20 protein-coding genes are annotated in these 20,735 nt (G+C 64.4%); 8 read left to right on the top strand and 12 right to left on the bottom strand.

What is annotated here, in order from left to right; all coding sequences use genetic code 11:
- Positions 1-91 precede the first annotated feature (91 nt).
- The 4 genes from MUG98_RS06205 to MUG98_RS06190 form a co-directional block, all read right to left on the bottom strand.
- On the bottom strand, positions 92-874 hold the full coding sequence (locus tag MUG98_RS06205) for a chemotaxis protein CheW (protein WP_265111276.1): 783 nt from the start codon (positions 872-874) through the stop codon (positions 92-94).
- A gap of 229 nt (positions 875-1,103) precedes the next feature.
- Entirely contained in the window at positions 1,104-1,880 is a 777-nt protein-coding gene (locus MUG98_RS06200; RefSeq protein WP_265111275.1) for a DUF5803 family protein, read from the bottom strand.
- A gap of 1 nt (position 1,881) precedes the next feature.
- Entirely contained in the window at positions 1,882-2,568 is a 687-nt protein-coding gene (locus tag MUG98_RS06195) for a DUF2110 family protein (RefSeq protein WP_265111274.1), read from the bottom strand.
- Positions 2,568-3,092 (bottom strand): transcription factor, encoded by a 525-nt coding sequence (locus MUG98_RS06190; RefSeq protein WP_265111273.1) that lies wholly within the window; start codon positions 3,090-3,092, stop codon positions 2,568-2,570. The genes MUG98_RS06195 and MUG98_RS06190 overlap by 1 nt, the downstream gene beginning before the upstream one ends.
- A 330-nt stretch (positions 3,093-3,422) precedes the next feature.
- Between MUG98_RS06190 and MUG98_RS06185 the strand changes: the two genes are divergently transcribed.
- The 5 genes from MUG98_RS06185 to MUG98_RS06165 all read left to right on the top strand — a co-directional run bounded on the left by MUG98_RS06185 (position 3,423) and on the right by MUG98_RS06165 (position 9,093).
- Positions 3,423-4,721: an RICIN domain-containing protein gene (locus MUG98_RS06185; protein ID WP_265111272.1), complete on the top strand. Its 1,299-nt coding sequence runs from the start codon at positions 3,423-3,425 to the stop codon at positions 4,719-4,721.
- Between the two features lie 180 nt (positions 4,722-4,901).
- Positions 4,902-5,108, top strand: a complete 207-nt coding sequence (locus MUG98_RS06180; RefSeq protein ID WP_265111271.1) for a hypothetical protein — start codon at positions 4,902-4,904, stop codon at positions 5,106-5,108.
- Positions 5,109-5,320: 212 nt separating this feature from the next.
- The gene (locus tag MUG98_RS06175) at positions 5,321-5,830 is read left to right on the top strand and encodes a hypothetical protein (RefSeq protein WP_265111270.1); all 510 of its coding nucleotides are present in this window, start codon (positions 5,321-5,323) and stop codon (positions 5,828-5,830) included.
- A 240-nt stretch (positions 5,831-6,070) separates the two neighbouring features.
- The gene (locus MUG98_RS06170; RefSeq protein ID WP_265111269.1) at positions 6,071-6,514 is read left to right on the top strand and encodes a universal stress protein; all 444 of its coding nucleotides are present in this window, start codon (positions 6,071-6,073) and stop codon (positions 6,512-6,514) included.
- 269 nt (positions 6,515-6,783) lie between these two features.
- Positions 6,784-9,093: an amino acid permease gene (locus MUG98_RS06165; RefSeq protein ID WP_265111268.1), complete on the top strand. Its 2,310-nt coding sequence runs from the start codon at positions 6,784-6,786 to the stop codon at positions 9,091-9,093.
- 134 nt (positions 9,094-9,227) lie between these two features.
- Here MUG98_RS06165 and MUG98_RS06160 read toward each other — a convergent pair whose 3' ends face one another.
- On the bottom strand, positions 9,228-10,772 hold the full coding sequence (locus MUG98_RS06160) for a TrkH family potassium uptake protein (RefSeq protein ID WP_265112421.1): 1,545 nt from the start codon (positions 10,770-10,772) through the stop codon (positions 9,228-9,230).
- A gap of 163 nt (positions 10,773-10,935) precedes the next feature.
- Here MUG98_RS06160 and MUG98_RS06155 point away from each other — a divergent pair, with 163 nt between their 5' ends.
- Positions 10,936-11,136, top strand: coding sequence for a hypothetical protein (locus tag MUG98_RS06155; RefSeq protein ID WP_265111267.1), 201 nt, complete (start codon positions 10,936-10,938; stop codon positions 11,134-11,136).
- A 70-nt stretch (positions 11,137-11,206) separates the two neighbouring features.
- Here MUG98_RS06155 and trkA read toward each other — a convergent pair whose 3' ends face one another.
- From trkA to MUG98_RS06140, 3 genes are all read right to left on the bottom strand, one after another.
- Positions 11,207-12,541 (bottom strand): Trk system potassium transporter TrkA, encoded by a 1,335-nt coding sequence (gene trkA, locus MUG98_RS06150; protein WP_265111266.1) that lies wholly within the window; start codon positions 12,539-12,541, stop codon positions 11,207-11,209.
- An 89-nt stretch (positions 12,542-12,630) separates the two neighbouring features.
- Entirely contained in the window at positions 12,631-14,217 is a 1,587-nt protein-coding gene (locus MUG98_RS06145) for a class I adenylate-forming enzyme family protein (RefSeq protein ID WP_265111265.1), read from the bottom strand.
- 106 nt (positions 14,218-14,323) lie between these two features.
- Complete coding sequence (locus tag MUG98_RS06140) at positions 14,324-14,890, bottom strand: tRNA (cytidine(56)-2'-O)-methyltransferase (protein ID WP_265111264.1); 567 nt, start codon at positions 14,888-14,890, stop codon at positions 14,324-14,326.
- Positions 14,891-15,022: 132 nt separating this feature from the next.
- Here MUG98_RS06140 and MUG98_RS06135 point away from each other — a divergent pair, with 132 nt between their 5' ends.
- Together MUG98_RS06135 and MUG98_RS06130 are read left to right on the top strand one after the other, a co-directional pair.
- A complete protein-coding gene (locus MUG98_RS06135) occupies positions 15,023-15,508 on the top strand; it encodes a cupin domain-containing protein (protein ID WP_265111263.1) in 486 nt (161 codons plus the stop codon).
- 79 nt (positions 15,509-15,587) lie between these two features.
- Complete coding sequence (locus MUG98_RS06130; protein WP_265111262.1) at positions 15,588-15,806, top strand: DUF8119 family protein; 219 nt, start codon at positions 15,588-15,590, stop codon at positions 15,804-15,806.
- Positions 15,807-15,963: 157 nt separating this feature from the next.
- Here MUG98_RS06130 and MUG98_RS06125 read toward each other — a convergent pair whose 3' ends face one another.
- The 4 genes from MUG98_RS06125 to acs are packed head-to-tail and all read right to left on the bottom strand — an operon-like array spanning position 15,964 to position 20,593.
- A complete protein-coding gene (locus MUG98_RS06125; RefSeq protein ID WP_265111261.1) occupies positions 15,964-16,425 on the bottom strand; it encodes a universal stress protein in 462 nt (153 codons plus the stop codon).
- A gap of 2 nt (positions 16,426-16,427) precedes the next feature.
- Positions 16,428-18,119 carry a VC_2705 family sodium/solute symporter gene (locus tag MUG98_RS06120; protein ID WP_265111260.1) on the bottom strand — a complete coding sequence of 564 codons (1,692 nt, stop codon included), beginning with the start codon at positions 18,117-18,119 and terminating at the stop codon, positions 16,428-16,430.
- Positions 18,116-18,556: a DUF4212 domain-containing protein gene (locus tag MUG98_RS06115; protein ID WP_265111259.1), complete on the bottom strand. Its 441-nt coding sequence runs from the start codon at positions 18,554-18,556 to the stop codon at positions 18,116-18,118. The genes MUG98_RS06120 and MUG98_RS06115 overlap by 4 nt, the downstream gene beginning before the upstream one ends.
- A gap of 60 nt (positions 18,557-18,616) precedes the next feature.
- Positions 18,617-20,593, bottom strand: a complete 1,977-nt coding sequence (acs, locus tag MUG98_RS06110) for an acetate--CoA ligase (RefSeq protein ID WP_265111258.1) — start codon at positions 20,591-20,593, stop codon at positions 18,617-18,619.
- Positions 20,594-20,735: the final 142 nt, after the last annotated feature.

Below are 20,735 nucleotides of genomic sequence, written 5' to 3'. Positions count from 1 at the left end.
TGCTGTCTCTCGATTATCAGTCGTGATAAACGTCGAATACGGCTGAGAGAGCCGCCTCAAACCCCGACATCTGAGCTACCATCTCTGGGCCTCATGCGGTGTGGCCCGACGCTAACAGGAGTTTGTCCACGTCGATCACTGCAGTCACCTCGACGAGAATCTCCCGGGTCCGTTCCTCCGACTCGACTGTCTCTTCTTCGCCCTCCTCGGCGTCGATATCGAACGTCTCACCGATAGCGTCGATTCCCCTCCCGACCGATTGGCCCCGCGACGACAGCGCGGTTACACCACCCGGCCCGGTCGGAGCCCCGGTGTCGATGCCGCTTCCCTCGTCGGCCGTCGCCTCCGTGGCGACCACGTTCCCGGCAGTGATCTCCGGTTCGCGCTGCTGTTCGACCAGCGCCTCGACGAGCGGATGTTCGAGGGCGTCGCCCGACAGGTCACGCTCCTCGACGACCGTCTCGTCGAGGACGTCCCGTTCCGGGATGCTATCGACTCCGATCACCTCGTCGATCCGGATCGCCGCCGACTGCTGGTCCGCGGTCCGATCGAAGACCAGCAACCGTTCGCGTTCCGGTCGATCGTCCGTCACCGGGAAGTGGACGCGCGGTTCGACCACCACAGTGATGTCGCCCCGGAGATCCGTCACGCCCTCGATCGCGGGCGGCGAGCGGGGCACCCGTGTCAGGTCCTCCGGGACCTTCGTGATCGTCTTCACCTCGTCGACCGGGAGTGCGAATCTGTGTTCACCGATTCCGACGAAGACGAACCGCTGGTGTGAATCCTCGTCCTCCGATCCGTCCGACTCCCCACCTTGCTCGTCGGCGTCGTCGATATTGATTCCGAGAAGCTTTTCAGGCAGATCCGGGGCCATGTTCCTATCCGTTTATCACATTCCATCAATAAAACGTTGACTCCCAACGCAGTCGAGATCGCTGACAGAACCGATCGATCGCTCCGATCGATTCTGGCGTCGCAGCGGCGATCCCGCGACCGTCCTCGGCGTGAACGGGGTGGAGACGCCGACGTCAGCAGCGGATCCGTGGACCGCCGGCACCGCCACCGTCGCCGTGAACGGGTCCGGGTCGTCGAAGACCGACGGGCTACCGCAAGCCTGGCGGCGGGCCGTCGTCCGAATCGTCCTCCACGTCGACGTCTAACCCCAGTTCCTCTCGCTGTTCGCGGAGTCGTTTGACCTTCCGGTAGTAGTAGCCGATCCCGACACCGCCGAGCAGGACGACCGTTCCCACGAGCCCGGCGAACAGCGTGATGTCCCGGGCGTGATAGAACCGAATCGAGATCGTGCTATCCACCTCCTCCCAGACCAGTCGTTCCCGGTCGCCGTCGACCGTCTCACGCTCGTAGCCGCCCGGATTGACGTCGCCGAACAGGAAGTTCGTCGTCCGGTGGTCTTCCGGGAGCGTCACCTCGTAGGATCCCGTCACGAACGCCGGCAGACGGAAGGTCTTGCTGCCCGCGTCTCCCGAGAACGCGAGGGTGCCGTTACCGTCCGGCACGGCGACCTCGGTACTCGATCGGCCCTGGTCGACGTCGAGTTCCGAGCCCGTCAGTACCGTCCCGTTGGGATACCAGTACCGGACGCTGTGGATATCGAAGGCCTCGTCCCGGTAGAACGACGAGCGGTACAGCGAGAGTTCGTCGGTCTCGTTGAGATCGTAGACCGCGCGGAACTCGCCGTCCCCGATCAGTCCGCCACCCTCGACGTCGATCGCGACGTCGGCGTCGCTGTCCCTGAGGTCGTCGTACTCCTCGTCGCGGTCGAGTTCCTCGTCGGAGATACCGCCGAAGATCGTCGAACAGCCGGCTATCGACACGAGGAGTGCGACCGCGAGGATGGCGAGAGCGAACCGTCGGTTCATGCTAGGGGACGACACATCGCAGTTCCGCCGGCAGGTACTCGCCGACGCTCGCGAGGAGGCCCGGCGGATCGGTATCTTCGGTACAGAGGACGCTCTGTTCGAGCAACCCGAGTCGCTCGACGGTGACGTAGTCCTGGGCGTGTCCGGCCCGGTTGAGCGTGGCCCGCACCTCCGCGCGCGTCGCGCTGTTGACGTTGAGCCGTCCGGTGCCGCGAGTCCACTCGTAGAGCCGATCGACTTCCTCGTCGGCGAGCCGCGATTTCCCTTCCGCGTCCGGATCCTCGTACACGAACCGCAGCGGCACGTGCTGGACCAGTCCGTACCGCTCCCGGATCTGGCCCGGGGACCCGGGACCGAGTCCGAGTTCGGCCGCCGGAATGCGGACTCCCTCGCCCTGCCCGGCGTCGAGGGCGAACCCGTCGTCGTCCCACGACTCGAGCGTGCCGACGTAGGTCTCGCCGGCCTCGAGGTCGGGGACGATCTCGCCGAACTCCTCCCGCAGGACGTTTCGTGCGACGACCGCGTCGTCGCCGTCGATCGTCACCGACGGGAAGTCGTCGTGGCGGATCCCGACCTCGTACTCGACGTCGAGGTCGCCGATCTCGTTGTCGACGAGCGATCGCAGCGAGTCCAGTGCTCGATCACGGGCGTCACCCTCGACGTACAGTTTGGTTGCGAGTACGACCATCAGGCTTCCGCGTCGATGTTGAGTTCGTCCTCGAGTGCCTCGAGTCGATCGTCCATCGCGTTGACGAGTCGGTCGTTGTCCATCGATTCGACCGGCGAGCCACACTCGGGACACTCGAAGCCGAAGTCCATCGCCTCGCCGAACTCGAAGCGGATCGAGCAGATCTCACAGAGGTAGAACTCGTGGTTGCGCTCGTACTCCCGGCGGTCCTCCAGGGCCTCGTGGAGCCGGTACATCTCCTCTTCTAAATTCTCCGGAATGTTGTCGTACTCGAAGGTCCAGAGGTAGGTGAGCCACCCCGAATCCTCGTCCCGGAGCCGACGGTACGTCGCCAGGTCGTTCTCGTAGAGAATGAACAGCGCCCGGCGCACGTCGTTCAACTCGAGGTCGAGTTCCTCGGCGAGCTCCTCGTCGGTTACTTCCCCGTCCGGCGGTGCCGCCGCGACGGGCATCCCTTTGGGACCGACCAGCTCGTGCAAGTACTTCTGGATGACTGGATCCTCGAGCAGGTCCTCAAAAGCCATTACCTGTCTATAACGCCATCCGGCCATTAAGTCTTGTCAACTGCTCGCGGTGGCGCGGGACTCGGCAGCGACCTCCGTCATTACCGTCACCGTCCGCGGAACCACAATGGGTCCGTACTGGGCAAGACCGTGACTCGAGACGATCCGATGGAACGGCGGTTCCGACTGTAAATACGAACACCGCTTCGATTCGAGTGGCGGGCTGTTCAGCGACGAAGTACCGGATCCGGCTGCCGTCGAGCACGGCGCTCCGGAACGTCCATATTGAACGACGTGACCGATCCAAAATTTTTAATAATTAGATACATAGTTTACGGACGGTGCGTATGAATGACAAACCCTAACACACCACCAGCAGCAATGGAATCGAAGGCGGACTCAGTCGCGGGCCACACGGCGGCCGACGACAGCGGGGGCAACGGCCCGCCGCGACGGAAGGTCCTGAAGCTCGCCGGAACGACCGTGGCGGCGACGACCGGTATCGCGGCGTTCTCCGGGAACGCGGCGGCGCTCAGCTGCGGCGACTATCTCGACGCTTGGACTGGCTACCCCCACCTGTACTACGGACGCCTCAACAGCGTTCGGGGCGGGATGACCTACCGTCTCGTGAATTCGGACTACCCGGACAAAGTGATGGACGTCGAAGGGGCGTCTACCGACAACGGGGCCGACGTTCACCTCTGGGACTGGGACGGCGGCGACAACCAGAAGTGGCAGATCGATTGGGCCGGCGATGGCTGGCGATTGACCGCCCAGCACAGCGGAAAAGTGTTGGAGGTGGAAGCCTCCTCCCAGGACGACGGCGCGAACGTCCAGCAGTGGGAGTGGCTGGACAACGATAACCAGAAGTTCGACATCTTCCTCACGGACGGCAACGGCGACCTCAGACTCGAAGCCCAACACAGCGGCAAGGTGGTCGACGCCGACAACTACGAAGGCGATAACGGCACCAAAATCTTCCAGTGGGACTGGTGGGGTGGCGAGAACCAGCAGTGGTCCCCCGAGTTCGTCGACAACGACGGGACGTTGGTCATCTTCACGCACGGGTGGCTCGAGGAGATCGGCGGCACCGCCCAGGACCAGGCCTACACGGCAGAGGACGCCCTCAGGAACGAGGGCGTGAACGTCCCCGTCATCGGCAACAAGTACGATTCCAAGACGTTAGACTGGTGGGATGCCAAGGAGGAGGCCAAGAACGCCGGGAACTACTTCGGCGACTGGCTCTCGGGGTTCATCGACCGGAATCCGAACGTGACGATTCGTGTCATGGGCCACTCCCTTGGTGCGATGATGACGTTGACGGCGCTGAACCGGCTGTCCGACCACGGGAAGCGCATCGCCACCCTCGACCTGGTGGGCGGCGCGGTCGACCACGACTCCATCGAGGACACCTGGGCCGACGGCGTCCAGAACGCCGCGGGCGAGGTGCACAACTACCACAGCTACAACGACGGCGTCCTCGACGTCATCTACGAGGTCGGCGAGTGGGACGATGCATTGGGGTACTCCGGTGCCGAGGGCTGGACGCCCGGCAACTACTACGATCACGACGTCTCCGACGACGTCGGCTCGCACTGCGAGTACTTCAAGCGCGACGGCTGCATGCACCACGTCGTCGCCAACTGGTGAGTCGGCAGGGGTATTCGATCGCCCACGCGTCGCCTCGCCGGTTCTCGGCAATAGTCGTATGTTGGCCGGGACGATACTCAGACAGTAGCGTGAGTGCGTGTTGGTGCCGCAAAAATACCGTCGAGCCCCGTTCCTTCGTCAGGATAGCTTCTCGAGGAAGCGAGGGAGAACGAGAGCCACTTGAGCATCTGCGATCACGACGTAGACGACGAGGATGTAGACGAGGAAACGGTCGAGCAACGGCGGGAGGCGGCCGACGAACTCGAGGCCGTGCTCGACTCCCTCGAGGCGAAGGCCGACTACGACGAGGGCGCTCCCGAACCGGTGGAGTACGTCCGCTACGAGGGAGAACGGTATCGAATCAGTATCACGAACAGTGTCGTCTGAGTTGTGTACTCGTTCGCAAAGTCGACTTCCGGACGGCGGTCAGATGATTCGAGGGCGTGACTTCGAACTCCGGGTGAGAGGTTCGACGCGTTTCGAGTCGATCTAACCGCTCTCGAACCGGCTTTCGTCGCCCGACGATGTTCGATCTCTCGCCGGCCGGGTCACGCGGAACGGGAGGATAGATTAAAGTCGCTCCCAGGATGTTTTAATCTATGACGCACCGGCTTCGGTTTTTCGAACGGTTCAGACAGACGATCGCTTCGATCATTCACCTTCCGCTCTCCGCAGTCGGCCTCTATGCCGAACGGAAGACGCCCCGTGACCAGTACGCCCTCACGGTCCGAGCGCCGAACGGTGAGTTCGAAGCGACGCTACACCGCCTCGGGTTCGTCCGCAACTTCGTCTCGTCGCTAAAACGCCGCGAGTACGATGCCCCGCCCGAGGTCTCGGTGGCCAGTTGGGTGTGGTACCCCGACAACGCGCTGTTCAGCACGCACCAGCTCCACGTCGCCCTCTACGTCGGTCCGAACGGGGAGACGACCGACGTATACGCTCACTGGGAGCCGTCGTGGATCCGACACCCGATTCGCCACTACCGGGCCCGCGAGGTCGACAACTCGAAAGGCGTCCAGCGAATCCGTGAAATCCTCTCGGATGCAGGCGTCGAGTACGTCGAAAAGCCGGCCGACGAGCGATTCCCGAGCGCAGACGAACGACGGTAGGAGTGGTCCGGATCCGGCTCACGGATCACCGATCGTCGGAAGCGCCGCCATCGAAATCGACGGAATCGACGCCGACGTGGAGGACGAGGTGACGTTCGAACGAGACGACGGCGTCCGATACTATCGGACGACGTGATCGGGGCGACTCGTGAACTCCGTCGCGCGGTCTCGTCCGATCGCGGAGCCAGCCGGCGGGTCGAATCACCAAACCGTTTTGACAGTCGTGCGCCTCCGTTCGGTATGGTCCACCCACAGGAGACCCCTGCCCGTGATCTGCTCGCTCACGTCCTCGTCCCGGTCGCAAACGACGAGGACGCTCGGGTCACGGCCCGCGCGCTCGAACCGTACGACCCGACCCACGTCACGGCACTCCACGTCGTCGAAAAGGGCGAGGGCGTGCCGGACAAGACCCCGGTCGAACAGTCCGAGGAACTGGCTGCGGACTCGTTCGCCGCCGTACGAGAGGTGTTTCCCGACGCCGACGATCACGTCGCGTACGACAGGAACGTCGCCGAGTCGATCTTCGACGCCGCCGACGAGGTCGACGCGAGTGCGATCGCGTACCGGGCGCGCGAGGGCGGTCGGCTCGCGAGGTTCCTGTCCGGCGATCTGTCACTGAAGCTCGTTACACGGGCCGATCGGCCCGTTATCGCGCTTCCGCGCGCCGACGGTGGCGAGGACTGAGCCGTGACCCCGCCGAGGGGGACGATCCCCTGCACGGGGATGCGGCGAAACTACGGTATCGGTTCCGTATCGACTGGAAATTACGCGGGTCTAACGCACGGCGAATGCAAAAGGTTCAAATTCACCTCGCCTATCGAATAGATATGTTGACTCCTCAGATGGATACCCCTAGTCGTCGACACGAAAGCGTGAGACGATCAGGATCGCGGCCTGCTCCGCATGCCGAGTCACAGGCGAATACTGGCCAATTTCAGGCGTGGTGATCGGTCGTGAGTACAGAGGAAGAACTCGCGAAGGACCTCGGACCGCTCGCCGCGCTGACGATCGGGATCGGGACGATGATCGGTGCCGGAATATTCGTCCTGCCAGGGACGGCAGTCGCACGTGCCGGGCCGCTCGCTGCCGCGACGTTCGTTCTCGGCGGAATCATCGCACTCTTTACGGCGCTGTCTGCCTCCGAACTCGGGACGGCGATGCCCAAGTCCGGCGGCGCGTACTTCTACGTCAATCACGCGCTCGGCCCGCTGTTCGGGTCGATCACCGGCTGGGCGAACTGGATCGGACTCGCCTTCGCGTCCGCCTTCTACATGTACGGCTTCGGCGAGTACGTCAACGCGCTGGTCGGCATCGGCGGACTCGCACTCGGGCCACTGACGCTGTCGGCCGGCCAGTTGATCGGTTTCGTCGGGGCGTTGTTATTCATCAGCGTCAATTACTTCGGCGCCAAGGAGACCGGGACGCTCCAGATCCTCATCGTGATGACGTTGCTCGGGATTCTGGGCCTCTTTACCGTCGTCGGACTCCTGAACGCAGACCTCGCCTCGCTCAGACCGATCGCGCCACCGGGAACGACGGCGGAAGTGTTACCGGTGACCGCCGTCGTCTTCGTCTCCTTTCTCGGCTTCGTCCAGATCACGTCGGTCGCCGAAGAGATAAAGGATCCCGGTAGAAACCTGCCGCGGGCGGTCATCGGTTCCGTCGTCATCGTCACGGTGGTCTACGCGCTGTTCCTCCTCGTTCTCCTCGCGGCGGTCCCGAACGAACTCGTGGCCGACAACGATACGGCGGTCGTCGACGCAGCAGAGCTCCTGTTCGGACAGTACGGCGCACTCGGATTCGGATTCGGCGCGATCGGTGCCGGCCTGCTCCTGATCGGCGGACTGTTGGCCACCGCCTCCTCCGCGAACGCGTCGATCCTCTCCTCGTCCCGGATCAACTTCGCGATGGGCCGTGAAAAGATCGTCACGCCGAAACTCAACGAGATCCACCCGCGCTTTGGCACGCCGTACAAATCGATCGCGATCACCGGCGGCCTCATCCTCCTCTTCCTGGTCGTCGGCAATCTCGAGTTGCTGGCGACGGCCGGCTCGGTCCTCCACCTGATCGTCTACGGACTGCTCAACATCGCGCTGATCGTGATGCGAGAGGCCGACCCCGAGGACTACGAACCCGACTTCGAGGTTCCGTTCTACCCGTTCGTCCCGATTATTGGCGCCATCGTCTCGTTCGCCCTGATCGCGTACATCGAACCGGTCGTTATCATCCTCTCGGTCCTCTTCGTCGGCTTCGCAGCGCTGTGGTACCTGCTGTACGCGCGCCGGAAAGTCGAATCGTCCGGGATTCTCGCCAACTGGATCCTCGATCGCTCGGAGACGATGCCCGACGCTGCAGTCTCCGCGGCGACGTCGGTCCAGCCGGAGAAAAGCACCTATCGCGTGATGGTGCCGCTGGCGAACCCGGAGACCGAAAAACACCTCATCACGCTCGCGTCGGCGATCGCGAAGCAGCGAGACGGCACGGTCGTCGCGGTCAACGTCGCGAACGTGCCCGACCAGACGTCACTGGAAGCGGCCCGCGACCGCGGCGCGTACGACGCCGCCAACGAACTGCTCGATCGCGCGAAAACCGACGCCGAGACGTTCGGCGTCGACGTGGAAACGCACGTCATCCTCTCACACCGAGCCTTCGAAGAGGTGTTCGACGCAGCGACGATGTACGACGCGGATATGACGGTGATGGGATGGGGTGAAAACTCCCACGGGTCGCCGGGCCGTGCGGAGTCCGCGATCGACGAACTCGCACACAACCTGCCCAGCGATTTCCTCGTCTACAAGCACCGCGACTTCGACCCGTCGCGGATTCTCGTGCCAACCGCCGGTGGTCCGGATTCGGCCCTCTCGGCAGCGGTCGCACAGACGCTCAGAGCGGAGTTCGACGCCGAAGTGACCCTCCTTCACGTCGCGGACGATACCGACGCCGGGCAGGCGTTCCTCCGAGAGTGGGCCGCCGAGCACGACCTCGAAGACGCGACCCTTCGCGTGGAGACCGGCGACGTCGAGAGCCGTATCGCGGAAGCGGCGACGGATGCGACGCTGCTCATCATCGGTGCGACCGAGAAGGGGCTGCTCTCACGGCTGGTCCGTGGCTCGCTCGTCCTCGACGTACTGGACGACGTCGACTGCTCGGTCTTGCTCGCCGAAACGCAGCACAAGCGTGGCCTCCGGGAACGGGTGTTCGGCACCCGCGATCGCGCTACCGGAGAGAACAAATCGGAGAGCGAGGCGGAGACGAGAGCGTAGGAACTCCCCCGTTCCGAGGCGGAGACGAGGGGAGTCCTCACGCATTCTGCTGGCCACTCGAATCAGTCGTAGAGCCGACGGTCCGGCGCGACGCCCGTATTCACGTCGTCACGCGGAACGAGACGACCGCGAGATCACCGCCGCCAGAACGCGCCGGTGAACAGCACGAGCGCGGGAATGACCTCGAGGCGGCCGACCCACATGAGGAAGGTCATCAGCAACTTCGACGTGTACGGGAACTCGAGGTAGCTTCCGAACGGTCCCAGCGAGCCAAAGCCCGGTCCGATGTTTCCGATCGTCGCGATGCTCGCGCTGATGGCCTCGAGCGTACTCAATTCGTAGCCAACGCGGGACGCGTCCAGTGCGATCAGGACCGCCGAGACGCCGAAGATGAGGAAGTATATGAACGTGAATCCGAGGATTCCCCGAACGGCGTCTTCGTCGACCACGTAGCCGCCGAGTCTGATCGGCCGGACGGCCTCGGGGTGGGCGGCGGTGAACAGTTCCCGGTGGGCGACCTTCAGGACGATCAGCCAGCGGATGATCTTGACTCCGCCGCCGGTCGATCCGGCGCTCCCACCGATGAACATCGCGAACAGGAGCACGATCTGGCCGTTCGTCTCCCACTCTGCGAAGTCGCTGGTCGCGTACCCGGTCGAGTTCAACAGCGAGACGATCTGGAAGGCTGCCTGTCGGAGCGCAGGCTCGGTCGTTCCTTCGGTCGTCCCGCCGAGGTTCTCGAGCGGCGGCGCCGCACCGCTGTAGAGTAACACACCGACGATCCCGGTGAGCACGGCGATCGCGCCAGCGTAGGCGCGAAATTCGGTGTTGCGGATGAGCCGTCGCGGTTCCCCGCGAAGGACGTACCAGAACAGTGCGAAGTTCATCCCCGCGACCGTCATAAACGGGATGACGGCCCACTGGACGACGGCGGAGAACGCCGCGATACTGTCCGCTTCGGGGGAGAACCCGCCGGTCGGGAGCGTCGTAAACCCGTGGGCGACCGCGTTGTAGAACCCCATATTGGGCGCGAGACCCACGAGGTGGAGCCCGTAGAGCAGGCAGATATAGAGGATCGTGAAGGCGAAGTAGACCAGCCACAGGATCCGCGCCGTCTCGGCGATCTTCGGCGTGAGTTTCTGTAGTTCCGGCCCGGGTGCCTCGGCGCGAATCAACTGCGCGCCGTTGACCGCCAGTTCGGGGAGGATGGCGATCATCAGGACGATGATCCCCATCCCGCCGAGCCACTGGGTGAGCTGGCGCCACATGAGCAGCGCGTGGGAGTGCCGTTCGAACGAGATCTCACCGAGCACGGTCGCCCCGGTGGTCGTGAACCCGGACATCGACTCGAAGAGCGCATTGACCGGGTGTGAGAGGGTCGACGCGGTTCCGTACCCCGCGAGCACGTACGGGACCGCCCCGACGATCGCGACCGCGAGCCAGGAGATCGCTACCAGCAGCATCGCCTCTCGCGGCTGCAGGTCCGGATTCCGATCCGGATGGAGCCGTTCGAGGGCGCCTCCGAGCGTGACCGTGAACGCGATCGTCACCGCGAACACGAGGATCTCCTCCCGATAGACGAGCGCGACGACCAGCGGGACGAACATCGTCAACGCGAGATACTTGAGGGTCGTCCCGGTGAGCGCGACGCTCGCGCGCCAGTCGATCCGCACCATCAGCGCCGTCCCCCCGACCGGGCGCTCGTCGTCCTCCCCTTCGATCGCACGTCCGTCATACTGTCCGAGACCGACTCGGGGAGATGTCTAAAGGGCTTCGTCTCGTAGCGTTCCACGAATGCACGTACGTCTGCCCAGTGTCCGCCACCCTCGAACGTTTTTCGATGTGTTCGGGGTCGTCGTCATTTCGATCGGGCTGATGGCCGCCGTACTGACCGTCTGGCACGGAACGATCGTCCGGCTGGAGATGGTGGCGTTCGTCGTCCTGGTGTTCGTCTGGGCGGCGTGGGCAGTGGACAAGATACTCGAGCGATCGGTCGAGAGTGCCGAACGAGAGTCGGGACAGAACCGGGAGTGGCGGCGCTGATCGCAGCCCCGTCGATCGCTGCCGCGGACGCGACCCGGTGACCCACGCGTCGATAGCGGATCGTGCCGGATTACAGGACGTCGAGGACGTCGTCGAGGACCCTCGCGTCGACGAAGAGAACGACGTGATCCCCCGGTTCGACGACCGTCGTCCCGCGGGGCGTCACGAGTTCGCCGCCGCGGGAGATCGCGCCGATCACGACCCCGTCTGGCAGGTCGGACGTCGTATCGGCTATCTGTCGATTCGTCAGGATGCTGTCGACGCCGGCCTCGATCTCGATCACTTCGGCTCGATCGTGTTCGAGCATGGCCACCTTCTCGGTGTGGTCGGCGCGGGTAAAGCGGATGATGTCCTCGGCGGTCTCCTCCCGCGGGTTGACGGCGACGTCGATCCCGACGGTCTCGAAGACGTCGGCGTACTCGGGGTGTTCGATGACGGCGACGGTCCGATCGACCCCGAGCCGACGGGCCAGTAGCGAGACGAGCAGGTTCTTCTCGTCGCTGTCGAGCGCGGCGATGACGATGTCGGCCTTGTCGACGTGCTCTCGGGCCAGAAACTCCGCGTCAGTCGCGTCGCTTTCCATCACCATCGTGTTCGGCAGTTTCTCTGCGACCTCTCGGGCGCGATCGGGATCCTGCTCGATCAGCCGCGACCGATGACCCTGTTCCTCGAACAGGCGGGCGACCTGGAATCCGATCTCGCTCGCTCCGACGATGACGACCTCCTTAGAGCCGTTCGACTCGGCCGTGACGATGTCGGCCGCGAATCCCCTGACTGAGTCGGGGCTGCCGATCACGACAATCTTGTCGCCGGCGCGGATCATCGTGTCACCGGTCACGACCATCATCTCCCCGTCGCGGAAGATGCCGGCGAACGTCAGCGAGTCGTACTGGTCGGCCTCGCGAACGGACAGGCCGGCGACGGGGCTCTTCGGCCCGATGTCGAACTCGGCCATCCGGACCAATCCGCCGGCGAACATCTCGACGTCCTGGGCCGCTTCCAGGCCCGAAATTCGGAAGATCGCCTGCGCAGTAAGGAGATCGGTACAGGCCATGAAGTCCACGCCGAACGCCCCCTGTGAGCCCTGCCAGGTCTCGAGTAACGTGCGCCGCTTGACGCGGGCGATGGTGAACGCGTCGCTTCTGGTCTTCGCCGCACCACAGACGACGAGATTGGTCTCGTCGTCGTCCGTACAGGCGATGACCAGGCCGGCCGACTCGATCCCTGCCTCCTCGAGCGTCTCGATGTCCGTCCCGTCCCCTTCGATCGCGAGGACGTCGAGCGAGTACGTCAGATCTTCGACGACGCCGCTGTCCTGATCGACCACCACGACGTCGTGTGAGTCCTCGAGGTTGGCGGCGATCGTGCGCCCGACCTCGCCGGCACCGACGACGATCACGCGCACGATGATCCCTCGCGAATCATTGCTAGCTTGGGGTTTTCGTAGCGCGGGGATATACGTTACGCACCATCAATACAGCATTCAAAAAGCAGTCACGGGCCCGCTTCGTGGTGTGCTTCGAGCTTGTACTTCTGGACCTTACCGCTCGTCGTCCGGGGCAGTTCGTCGACAAACGTCACCTCTCGGGGGTGTTTGTACTCGGCGATTCGATCGAGACAGTACTCCGTGATGGCCTCGGCGGTGACGTTCTCACCCGGGTCGACGTTCGGCGCGGTGACGACGAACGCCACCGGTACCTCGTTGCGCCGATCGTCGGGAACGCCGATCACCGCCGCGTCCGCGATCGACTCGTGGTCGACGAGCAGGGCCTCCAGTTCGCTGGGGTAGATGTTGTAGCCGCCGCTGACGATCACGTGTTTCTTGCGATCGACGATCTCGTAGTAGTTGGACCCGTCTCGCCTGGCGACGTCGCCGGTCCGGAGGTAGCCCCGATCGGTGAACGCGGCGTCGGTCGCACGAGGCATGTCGTGGTAACCCGCCATCACGTGCGGGCCGCGGACGAGGAGTTCGCCCTCCTCGCCCGGCGGGACCTCGTCGCCGTCCTCGTCGACGATCTTGCAGTCGGTCATCCGGAGCGGCTGGCCGACCGTCCCGTGTCGCAGGCCGAACGTCGCCGCCGACTGGGTGTGGGTCGCACCGTGGGTCTCGGTGAGTCCGTACCCTTCCTCGATGTCGACGGCCGCGGTCTCCTCGAACCGCTCCTGGACGGCTGCGGAGAGCTTCGCGCCGCCCTCGGCGGCCATCTCGAGACTCGTCAGGTCGGCCTCGGCGAACGACTCGGACTCGACCATGTCGGCGTACATCGTCGTGACGCCGACGAAGTGGGTGATCCCCTCGGCCTCGATGAGGTCGAGACACGCCTCCGGGTCCCACTCTAGCGCGCTCCGGAAGAAGAGCCCGCCGCCACGGACCAGCGGCTGGAGCGCCGCGTGGGTGAAGCCGGTGATGTGATACAGCGGGAGCCAGATGAGACTCCGGATCTCCGTCGGCGCGAGGTCGTCGTTCGGAGCCGCGAGCACCCACGAGAGCTGTGCCCGGGTGTTCCGGTGGGTCAGCTTCACTCCCTTCGGGTCGCCCGTCGTGCCCGAGGTGTACGGCAACAGGGCCACGTCGTCGTCCGCACGATCGATCAGCGTCGGCTCCCCCGTCACGTCCTCGAAGGCGTGGTCGTCGGAATCCCGGTCCACTGCCTCGGACGCGACGGTAATGACCGTGGGGTCCAGTCCCGTCTCGTCACGGGCCTCGTCGACGATCGGTCGCAGCGCCGGGTGCGTGACGATCGCGGCGGCGTCCGTATCCGAGAGCTGGTGGGCGACCTCGCGGCGCTTGTACTGGGGGTTGACCGGCGAGATCGCGACGCCGGCCCTGAACGCGCCGATCGAGGCGACGAGGTGTTCGGGGCAGTTCGGCAAGAAGCACAGCAGCCGATCGCCGGGATCGAGCCCGAGATCGTGGAGACCGCCCGCGAACGCGGCGGTCCGATCCCGGAGGTCGGCGTGCGTCCACCGCGTCCCGTGGTGTTCCATCGCCAGCGCGTCCCCGTGGCGGGCCGCGGTTTCGTCGAACAACCGTGCGACGGTCCCCGTCCGCGAATCGTGCGGGACGTCACCGAGGTTCATGGCCGACACACACTGCCCCGACCCATAAAGTCACACGTCCGGACGGCTCTTCGCGAGCGATCGACCCGGAACGCCCCTCTCCGCGGCCGATAGACGGCCCGACTCGCTACGCCGCGTCGGACTCGGCGTCTTCGTCGACCGATTCGACCCGCTTGCCGGTCTCCATCGGGATCACGCGCCGATCGGCGTCAGCCCAGTCGCGGTCGAGTTCCCGACCCTCGAAGAGCCGATCGAGGAAGACCGCGAGGCCGGCCACCTCCGAGTGGGGCTGGTTGGTGATCCCGACGTTCCAGTCGGCCGCCTCGTAGACGTCGAACGGGACCTTCTCCGCCCCGACGACGACCAACAGCGGTTCGCCGTCGTCGCGGTGGGCCGATCGGATTTCGCCCTCGACGTCCTGGACGCGCTCGCCGTACATCGTGAGGTGGACGATCCGGCCGTCCCAGTCGCGGATCGAGGCCCGCGGCGAGTCGGTGCGTTCGACCGCGAACGGGCCGCCGAACCGATCGGTGATGTCCGCGACCGTCTCGTGGGACTGGCCCGCGTTGTCGGGGAAGACGGCCCGATCGGCCCCGAGCGCCCGCGCGGTCAGCCCGACGTGGGTCGTCATCCGCTCGTCCCGGCCGGGCCGGTGGCCGAGTCGAAGGACGGCGACCTCGGGAAACTCCTGCATGACGCTACCCACTGCGGCGGGAGGTTAGGGGATTTCGTTTTCGTCCCCGACTCCAGATGGCGCGATCGGACCGACAGTGCGATCGCTCCGGTGGCGCCAACCGTTATTGATCCGGTCTCCGTGCGGTGAACTATGGAGAAAATCAACGACTCCGACCTCGAATGGGACGAGTACGATCGCGACGACACGGACGGCGAAACCGCCTTTCGCCGAAAGGAACTCGCGAACGCCGTCGACGCCGACGACCTCGGCTGTAGCCTCTACGAACTGCCCCCGGGAACGCGATCGTGGCCCTATCACTACCACACGGCCAACGAGGAGGCGATGTACGTGCTGTCCGGCGAGGGACTGCTCAGGGTCGCCGACGGCGAGGAGTCGCTGACTGCCGGGGACTACGTGACTCTCCCGGCGAACGAGCGGGGCGGCCACCGGGTCGTCAACGACGGCGAGGACCCGCTCCGGTACCTGATGGTCTCGACGATGACCGAACCGGACGTCACGATCTACCCGGAGATGAACAAATTCGGCGTCTTCGTCGGATCGCCGCCGGGCGGACGCGACGATCGATCGTTCGAGGGATACTATCGAATCGACGACGAGACGGAGTACTGGGAGTAGTTCGACGATAGGCTTTTTCGGGCCCCCTGCGAAACACTCGCGTGATGATCGATTCCGGGAGCGGACGGGTGAGCAGTCGATGAGTGGCGTTCGCGAGTGGCTCCAGACCGCACGAGAGGAGCGATGGGGGATACTGACCGATCTCGCGTTCGCGATCGTCTGGGTGACGATGGTCGAGGTCATCGACTACCTGCTCGAGACCCCGACCTGGGTGTACTACATGCTCATGCTCGCGGGGATCCTCGCGTATTTCGGATTCGTCTGGAATTTCGAACTCGCGACCAAGCAGAACCGGTAGTCTCCGACAGTCGCGGTTCGACCACCGTCCCCCGAAACTGTCGAACGAACACCGCTCTCTCGGGATCGGTCGGAACCGGTCTCGGAGTTCCCCTTCCCAACGGCGCCGTCGCTGTCCGGCGTGGCGTCACAAAAAACGAGCCGCGGTCCCTGATTCGCTAGTCGTTTCCGTTCACGTCGACGACGAGGACCGGCACGTGCGTCGATCGAAGGGTTCGCTCGGTAACGCTGCCGAGCAGCGCCCGCGTGACCCCCGAGCGACCGTGCGACCCCATCACGACGAGATCGATCCCGTTGTCCTCGACGTAGTTGGCGATTTGCGTGTGGGGTTTGCCCGCCGAGACGTGCTCGACGGTGTCGAGTCCGCGCTCGCTAGCGCGGTCGGCGACGTGGCCGGTGGCGCGTTCGGCACGCTCCCGCACCTCGTCCATCTCGCCGTACCGGCCCTGTTCGATGCGATCGAGCTGTTCACCGCCGAGGGTGAGGCTCATCGAGTCGGTGTCGACGACGTACAGGGTGTGGATATCGGCCCCGTACATCTCGGCGAGGTCGATCGCGTGATCGACGGCTACTTCGGACGTCTCGCTACCATCAGTCGGAACGAGTATTTTTTCGTACATGGTTAGTCGTCCGCGGGGGTCTCGCCCCCGTCGGTCACAACGTCTTCTGCGGTCCTGTGCTGGCCCATCGGTTCAGGGCTGTGGCACTGGCGCACGACGCGTTTCGTCTCCATGTCCGGTTCGGCGGTCACCAGCGAGACGATGATGGTGACGGCGAAGACGATCGGCAGGGTGATCAGCGCCGAGCCGATGGCCGGCATCCACTGTGCCAGTCCCGCCGACAGCGGTGCCTCGAGCGAGGACATGTACGTCGGGACGATCTCGTTGATCATCGGGATCGACCAGCCGACCAGCCCGGTGGTCATGCCGGCGAGAGCACCCTGCCGGTTGGCGTTCTCCCACCACATCCCGATGAAGAACATCGGGAACAGCACGGACCCGGCCAGCGCGAACGCGTAACCGACGAGCGCGGCGATCGACGACGCGGGATTGAGTGCGGCCAGCGTGGTCAGCGCGCCCAGTGCGACGATCGAGAGGCGACCGACGAGGATCTGTTGGCGCTGGGTCGCGTCCTCGTTGACGATGTTCGTGTAGATGTCGTGGCTGATGGCCGACGAGCCGGCGATGAACAGCCCGGCGACCGTCGCGATGGCCGCGGCGATACCGCCGGCAGCGACGAACCCAACGAACCACTGCGGCAGATTCGACAGCTGGGCCGCCAGCACGACGATGACCTCGCTGGCAGCACTGGCCATGCCGGGGTCACCGTACGTCGGGCGGACGTTCGAGCTGTAGAGGTCGGTCCCGAACGCCGCGAACGCCGGTGCGCTCCAGTACAGGAGGCAGATGAAGAACAGCCCCCAGACGGTCGACCAGCGGGCCGTCCGCTCGCTCTCGACCGTGTAGAACCGCACCAGCACGTGCGGGAGCCCGCAGGTGCCGACGATGAGCGAGAACGTGGTCGCGATCCACAGGTAGTAACTCGAGGTGACGAACGGTTCGGAGAACTCGCTGCCGAGTTCGCTGATGAGCATGCCGTACTCCATCTGCGGCAGCACCGTCGAGTAGCCGTTCGTGTAGCCGACGACGAACAGGCCCAACAGGAACGCTGAAATGAGGATGACGTACTGGACAGCCTGGTTCTTCGTCGCACCGAGCATTCCGGACAGCGTCAGGTAGCCGACGGTAATCGCCATCATAAAGACGACCATCACCTGGTAGCCGTCCAGTCCGGGGATGATACCGCCGTAATCCCCGAAGACGTACAGACCGACGAGTGCCATACCCTTCGCCTGGCCGATGGCGTAGACGAAGCCGATGAGGAACGTCGTGACGGCCGCGATGGCGCGTGCGGTGTCGGAGTTAAAGCGGTCGCCGACGAAGTCCGGCGCGGTGTACTTCCCGAACCGGCGCAGTTGCGCCGCCAGGAAGATGAGCAGGATGAAGTAGCCCGTCGTCCAGCCGACGACGAACACCAGCCCGTAGAAACCGGCCAGCGCGATCGAGGCCGCCATCCCGAGATAGGAGGCGGCAGACATCCAGTTCGCACCGATGGCCATCCCGTTCTCGACGTTCCCGATGGAACGGCCGGCGACCCACATGTCTTCCGTGTCTGCCACGCGGAAGACGAACCCGATGGCGAGGAATAGCCCCAGCATCCCCAGCACGAGGATGGCGGGGAGCAACTTAAACGAGATGTTGAGCGACTCGGGAAGGAGACTCTCCTGCAGCGGAACGATCGGGACGCCGGTCATTCGTCGACACCCCCGTCCGTGGCCGCGGCCTCGCTGCCGCGACCGGCCTCTTCAACCGTCTTGTGATCGATGCCGTACTTCTCGTCGAGCGCGTCGCGCTTGCGCGAGTACCAGAACGACAGGATCAGCGCGCTGGTCGGTGCGCCGAACGCGACCAGGAAGTAGTGAAGCGGGAAGCCGAGCACCGGCATCTGGGTCGTCATCGCGTCGGTCGCCAGGTACGTCAGCGTCACCGGCCCGAACACCGCCAGTACCCAGATGATAAAGCCCGTCCAGACCACCCGCAGGTGATCGCGCATGAACGGCGTACTCGGATTCAGGAGGTTCACCTCCGAACCGAGGTAGTCGGTGTTTCGGTGGGCCTGGCCGGCCTGGCCGGCCACGCCACCGTCCGTTTCCACGGTATCGTTCGAATCTTGGTTGGTATTATCTGCCATATTTTTCGTGTTATATGTTCTCGTGTATCTCGGTTAACCCCATAAAAATCAATCGATCGATCAGTCGCTTTCCACCTGATCGGCGATGTCGTCGACGACTTCGGGGTTCCGCAGCGTCGACGTGTTTCCGAGTTCGTTTCCACTCGCGATGTCCTCGAGCAGACGGCGCATGATCTTCCCCGATCGGGTCTTGGGCAGTTCGGGCGTGAAGATCACCTCTTCGGGCTTGGCGATCGGCCCGATGGAGTCGAGGATGCCCTCGATGGCCTGCTCCTCGAGTTCTTCGTCACCCTCGTAGCCGTCCTCGGGGATGGCGTAGACGTAGACCGCCTCGCCTTTGACCTCGTGTTCGCCGCCCACGACGGCGGCTTCGGCGATTCCCTCGACGCCGACGACGGCGGACTCGATCTCCATCGTGCCCAGCCGGTGGCCGGAGACGTTGATCACGTCGTCGACCCGGCCGAGGACCGTGATGAAGCCGTCCTGGTCGATCTTGGCGCCGTCCTCGGGGAAGTAGACCCACTCGTCGGCGTCCGGATCGGAGTACTCGCTCCAGTACTCCTCGATGAACCGATCGTCGTTGTTGTACAGCGTCCGCAGCATGCCGGGCCACGGGTTGTTGATCGTAACGTAGCCGGCCTGGCCGGCGTCGACTTCCTCGCCCTGCGCGTCGACGACGCGGGCGTCGATTCCCGGCAGCGGCGGCCCCGCGGAACCGGGTTTCATGGTGTTGATCCCCGGCAGCGTCGTGATCATCATGCCCCCGGTCTCGGTCTGCCACCAGGTGTCGACGATCGGGCACTCCTCGTTGCCGATGTGTTTGTAGTACCACTTCCACGCGCGCGGATTGATCGGCTCCCCGACGGTGCCGAGCAAGCGCAGCGACGAGAGGTCGTGGTTCTCCGTGTACTCCGCGCCCCACTTCATGAACGCCCGGATCGCCGTCGGCGCGGTGTAGAAGATGTCGACCTCGTTCTTCTCGACGATCTCCCAGAGCCGATCCTTGTCGGGGTAGTCCGGCGTCCCCTCGTACATCACGGTCGTCGTCCCCAGCGCCAGGGGCCCGTAGACGATGTACGAGTGGCCGGTAATCCAGCCGATGTCCGCCGAGCACCAGTAGGTGTCGTCGGCTTCGATGTCCAACACGGCGTGGCTCGTCCACGCGGAGTACGCGAGGTAGCCACCCGTCGTGTGCTTGACCCCCTTCGGTTTCCCGGTGGTCCCCGAGGTGTACATCAGGAACAGCATGTCCTCGGCGTCCCTCGAGACCGGCTCGACCGTCGACCCCTCGTGGTCGGCAACCAGTTCGTCGTAGTCGTGCTGGTTGTCCGCGAGGTCGTGCTCGAGGTCGTCACCCAGCCGGTCGACGACCACGACGTCGGAAACCTCGTGCTCGACGCCCTCGAGGCCCTCGTTGGCCTTCGAGATGTGATCGAGTGCGTCGCCGCGACGGTAGTAGCCGTCGCAGGTGACGAGGTACTCGCTGTCGGCCGAGTTCATCCGCGTCGCGAGCGCGTCCGCCGAGAAGCCGGCGAAAACGACGCTGTGCGGTGCGCCGATGCGGGCACACGCCAGCATCGCGATCGGCAATTCCGGAATCATCGGCATGTACAGCGTGACGACGTCGTCTTCCTCCACGCCGAGGTCACGCAGCGTCGCGGCGAAGTCCTCGACCTCGTCCAGCAGTTCGTCGTAGGTGTAGCTTCGCGTCTCGCCGAGTTCGCCTTCCCACTCGATCGCTACGCTGTCGCCAGCACCGTCCTCTACGTGCCGGTCGAGACAGTTGTACGATGCGTTGAGTTCACCGCCGGTGAACCACTCGTAAAACGGCGCGTTTCCGTCCTCGAGGACGGTGTCGTACTCCTCGTCCCACGTGAGCAGGTCGGCAGCACGCTCCCAACACTCCGGCCAGTTCTCCTCGAACTCCTCGTATACCCCCGGATCAGTGACGTTTGCCTGCTCGACGAACGACTCGGGCGGCTCGAACGCCTCTTGCTCCTCGAGTCGTGCCTCGAGATTGGCATTGTCCTGTGACATGGTACACCCTCTCAATTGAGTACCCACTTAGTAAAGCCGGCCTCTAGTTGTGCAAAATCGACCCGATTCTCGGAAGATCATCTAGCATGTATTGACGATATTAAGACATGATTGCTCTTCGTGACGCCCGTTTTGTCCGGAA

The organism is Halosolutus halophilus, assembly GCF_022869805.1.
In the GTDB taxonomy this organism is placed as follows: Archaea; Halobacteriota; Halobacteria; order Halobacteriales; family Natrialbaceae; genus Halosolutus; species Halosolutus halophilus.
Note: the sequence above shows the minus strand (reverse complement) of the source record. Positions and strands in the feature narration are given on the sequence as shown.